Genomic DNA, 3,879 nt, shown 5'->3' with positions numbered 1-3,879 from the left:
GTCCGGCAGCGAAGCTCACCCAGTCCGGCAGCCCGGGTTCGGCGTCCAGGTACTCCAGCACGAGCACCCGCACCGCCGGGTCCGCCGCCAGCAACTCCGGCACCAGCGGCGGCCGCCGCGCCCCGGCGAGCCGCAGCGCCGCCAACTCCCGCGCGTACCTGGCGTCGGCGTCCGCGCCGTCCACCACCTGCTTCACCACCACGCGACGCTCGCCGAGGTCGGCCAACCAGACCCGCGACCGTGGACTGCTGTACAGCCGCTCCGCCCCGACCGGACGTCCGAGCCCGTCCCAGACCTGATCCCCGCCCGGCACCCGCTCCGGCATCGCTCCCCCAGGTTCGACGTCAGTTCCCGTGCAGGCTAGCGCGAAGGTGCGACGCCGGGCGGCTCAGCTCAGCACGGCGTCGGCGGCCTTCTTCAGGGCGCTGGGTTGGCTGGGTTTGCGGGGTGCCTTGGCCCGGAGCTGGATCATGTGGGCGCCGATGTCCTGGAGTTGCTTGCGGCCGAGGGCGGCGCGCACCTTGGGGAACCAGTCCTGCTCCTCTTCCTCCATGTGGTGGGTGACGCTCTCGATCAGGACGGTGGTCTTGGCCTCGAACCGTTCGTCGTCCGGGTCCATCGCGGCGAGCTCGACGCAGAGCACGTCGGCGACGTGGTGCTCCTCGTAGGACTCGAGCACATCGTCCTCCAGGTCGGGGACGAGCTCGCGAACCTTGGGGTACATGCCCTCGTTCTCGATGTAGGTGTGCACCGTGAGCAGCTCGAGGATCCGGTTGACGATCTTTCCCTTGCTGGCCTTGGCGTTCTTGCCGGTGTTCTCGAACTCCCGGAAGAGTTTGCGGATCTCCTTGTGGTCGTCCTTGAGCAGCACGATGGCGTCGGTCGACATTCGGGAAGGTTCCTTTCAGACGTGGGCGAGTTGGGGAATGGCGGGGCGGATCTCGCGCTCCCAGAACCGGAAGAACCGCTCCTGGTCCGGGCCGATCTGGTTGACGTAGACCTCGTCGAACCCGGCGTCGAGGTACCCGCGCAACGTGTCCAAATAGGACTGCGGGTCGGGTCCGCAGGGCAGCGTGCCGGACATCAGGTCCTTGCCCACCAGTTCGGAAGCCTGCTCGAAGTGCCGGGGCGTCGGCAGCACCTGGGCGAGCTCGCCGGGCAGCATCGCGTTGGGCCACAACTGGTGCGCGGTGGCCAGGCCCTCCTCGGCGGTGGGCGCGTGGCAGACCTTGAACCCGCCCTGGGTCGGCTTGCCGGCGCCGCCGGCCTCCCGGAACATCCGCACCAGGTCGGCGTCCGGGCTGGTGCACACGAAGCCGTCGCCGATGCGTCCGGCCAGACCGGCCGCCTTGGGCCCGAAGCCGGAGACGTAGATCGGCACCGGGCGGTCCGGCACCGTGTACACGCGGGCGTTCTCGACGGTGTAGTGCCGGCCGTGGTGGGTGATCTCCTCGCCGCTGTGCAGCGCCCGGATCACCGCCACCGCCTCCTCCAGCATCTCCAGCCGGATTCCGGCCGGCGGCCAGGCGTCACCGAAGATGTGCTCGTTGAGCGCCTCGCCGCTGCCCACCCCGAGCACGAACCGCCCCTCGTGCTGCACCGCCGCGGTGGCCGCGGCCTGGGCGATGATCGCCGGATGGATCCGCACGGTCGGGCAGGTCACCGCCGTGGTCACCGGCAGGCTGGTCGCTTCGGACAGCGCTCCGATCACCGACCACACGAACGGGCTGTTGCCCTGCGCGTCGTTCCACGGGTGGTAGTGATCCGAGATCCACAGCGCCTCGAACCCCGCCTGCTCGGCCATCTTGGCCTGCCGCACCAGCTCACGCGGACCGAACTCCTCGCAGGACAGAAAGTACCCACACCTCACCATGACCGCCCGACTACCCGGTCGGAACGGTGGTCAACCCTCGCCGACCGGATGGTGTGGCGGCGGGGCGGTCCGGCCCGATGCTGATCAACGCGACCTGCGAAAACGCACCGGCCAACTGTTGTGCCGGGCAATACTTCCCTGCGGTACAACTATCACCATGAGCCCATCGACCCCGGCCCGCGAGGCGGGAGCGGATGCCGACGCGGTGACCGACGCCGTGTTGGCCGCGTCCCGGATGCTGATGGGGTTGTCCGCGCGTTCCATCGCGGCGGTCGACGACACGATCACCCTGCCGCAGTTCCGGTTGCTGGTGGTGCTCGACGGTCGCGGGCCGCTGAAGCTCACCGCCATCGCGGGGGCGCTGGGCGTCAACCCGTCCACCGCGACCCGCATGGTGGACCGGCTGGTCACCACCGGCCGGATCAGCCGGGAACCCAACCCGGCCTCCCGGCGCGAACTGGTGGTGGACCTCACCGCCTCCGGCCGGGCGCTGGTCCGCGACGTCATGCGCCGCCGCCGCGCCCTGATCAACCGCATCGTCTCCGGCATGACCCCCACCGCCCGCCGCAACCTGGTGCGCGCGCTGGGCGCGTTCACCGCCGCGGGCGGCGAGCCGCCCAACGGCGCGGCGACCTGGTTGTGACGCCTACCGGCCGGGCAGCGCCTCCTGGAGTTTGGTCTTGGCGCCCTGGGCGAGCAGGTGCCAGGCGTTGGGGTCGCCCTTGAGCACGGCCTCGGCGGCGGCCTTGATCTGGTCGAAGGTGGCGTGCGGCGGGATCGGCGGAACCTCGGGATCGCAGTGCACGTCCAGCAGAGCCGGCCGCTCCGTGCTCAGCACCCGGTCCCAGGCGCCGGCGAGTTGGTCCGGGTCGGTCACGGTGACGGCCTCGAACCCGACCGCGCGGGCGATGTCGGCATAGGAGATGTCCGGCAGGTTCTGCGACTGCTCGAACTTCGGCGCGCCGCCCATCGCGCGCAGCTCCCAGGTGACCTGGTTGAGATCGTTGTTGTGCAGCACGCAGATCGCGATGCGCGGGTCGGTCCACAGGTGGTGGTACTTGACGATGGTGATCAGCTCGGTGAGGCCGTTCATCTGCATCGCGCCGTCGCCGACCAGCGCCACCACCGGGCGGTCCGGGTGCGCGAACTTGGCGCCGATGGCATACGGGACGCCGACGCCCATGGTGGCCAGGGTGCCGGACAGCGACCCGCGCATGGTGCCGCGCATTCTCAGGTCGCGGGCGTACCAGTTGGCCGCCGAGCCGGAGTCCGCGGTGACGATCGCGTCGTGCGGGATGCGTTCGGACAGCTCCGACACGATCCGCATCGGGTTGACCGGCTTGGCCGAGAGCATGGCCTGCTTGGCCATGGTGTCCCACCACTGCTCGACGTTGCTCTCCACCGTCTCGCGCCAGCTTCGGTCGCTCACCCGGCGAAGCTTGGGCAGCAGCGCGGCCAGCGTGGCCTGCGCGTCGCCGACCAGGGCCACCTCGACCGGGTAGCGCAGGCCGATCAGGCTGGCGTCCACGTCGATCTGCACCGCGCGGGCCTGCCCGAACTCGGGCAGGAACTGCGAGTAGGGAAAGCTGGACCCCACGATCAGCAGGGTGTCGCAGTCACGCATCAGCTCGTAGCTCGGCCGGGTGCCCAGCAGACCGATCGACCCGGTCACCCAGGGCAGGTCGTCGGAGAGCACATCCTTGCCCAGCAACGCTTTGGCCGCACCGGCTCCGGTGATCTCGGCCACCTGGCCCAGTTCGGCCGCCGCTCCGCGGGCGCCCTGCCCGACCAGCATCGCCACCCGCCGGCCGGCGCCGAGCACCTCGGCGGCCCGCTCGATCTCCGCCGCCGGCGGCACCAGCGTGCTGGCCGGGACGATCGGCGGGCTGGACGGCACGTTCTTGAACGCGTGTTGCGGCGGGGTGTACTTCTCCTCCTGCAGGTCCACCGGAATGATCACGGCGGTCGGCGCCCGGCGGGCCAGTGCGGTGCGCATCGCCCGGTCT

5 protein-coding genes are annotated in these 3,879 nt (G+C 70.6%); 1 reads left to right on the top strand and 4 read right to left on the bottom strand.

Going from position 1 to position 3,879, the window contains the following annotated elements:
• The 3 genes from VFO68_RS02320 to VFO68_RS02310 form a co-directional block, all read right to left on the bottom strand.
• Nucleotides 1-325 (bottom strand): hypothetical protein (locus VFO68_RS02320; protein ID WP_325156442.1); only part of this gene is annotated, 325 nt, incomplete at its 3' end.
• Between the two features lie 63 nt (nucleotides 326-388).
• Nucleotides 389-889 (bottom strand): hemerythrin domain-containing protein, encoded by a 501-nt coding sequence (locus VFO68_RS02315; RefSeq protein ID WP_325156441.1) that lies wholly within the window; start codon nucleotides 887-889, stop codon nucleotides 389-391.
• Nucleotides 890-904: 15 nt separating this feature from the next.
• Nucleotides 905-1,873 (bottom strand): TIGR03557 family F420-dependent LLM class oxidoreductase, encoded by a 969-nt coding sequence (locus VFO68_RS02310; RefSeq protein ID WP_325156440.1) that lies wholly within the window; start codon nucleotides 1,871-1,873, stop codon nucleotides 905-907.
• 157 nt (nucleotides 1,874-2,030) lie between these two features.
• Between VFO68_RS02310 and VFO68_RS02305 the strand changes: the two genes are divergently transcribed.
• A complete protein-coding gene (locus VFO68_RS02305; protein WP_325156439.1) occupies nucleotides 2,031-2,516 on the top strand; it encodes a MarR family transcriptional regulator in 486 nt (161 codons plus the stop codon).
• 3 nt (nucleotides 2,517-2,519) lie between these two features.
• On the opposite strand, the gene VFO68_RS02300 is transcribed toward VFO68_RS02305, so the two are convergent.
• On the bottom strand, nucleotides 2,520-3,879 hold a 1,360-nt coding region (locus tag VFO68_RS02300; RefSeq protein ID WP_325156438.1), incomplete at its 5' end, for a thiamine pyrophosphate-dependent enzyme.

It is taken from the genome of Actinophytocola sp., assembly GCF_035712165.1.
Taxonomy (GTDB): Bacteria; Actinomycetota; Actinomycetes; order Mycobacteriales; family Pseudonocardiaceae; genus DASYTH01.
This window is presented reverse-complemented; position numbering and strand designations above follow the sequence as displayed.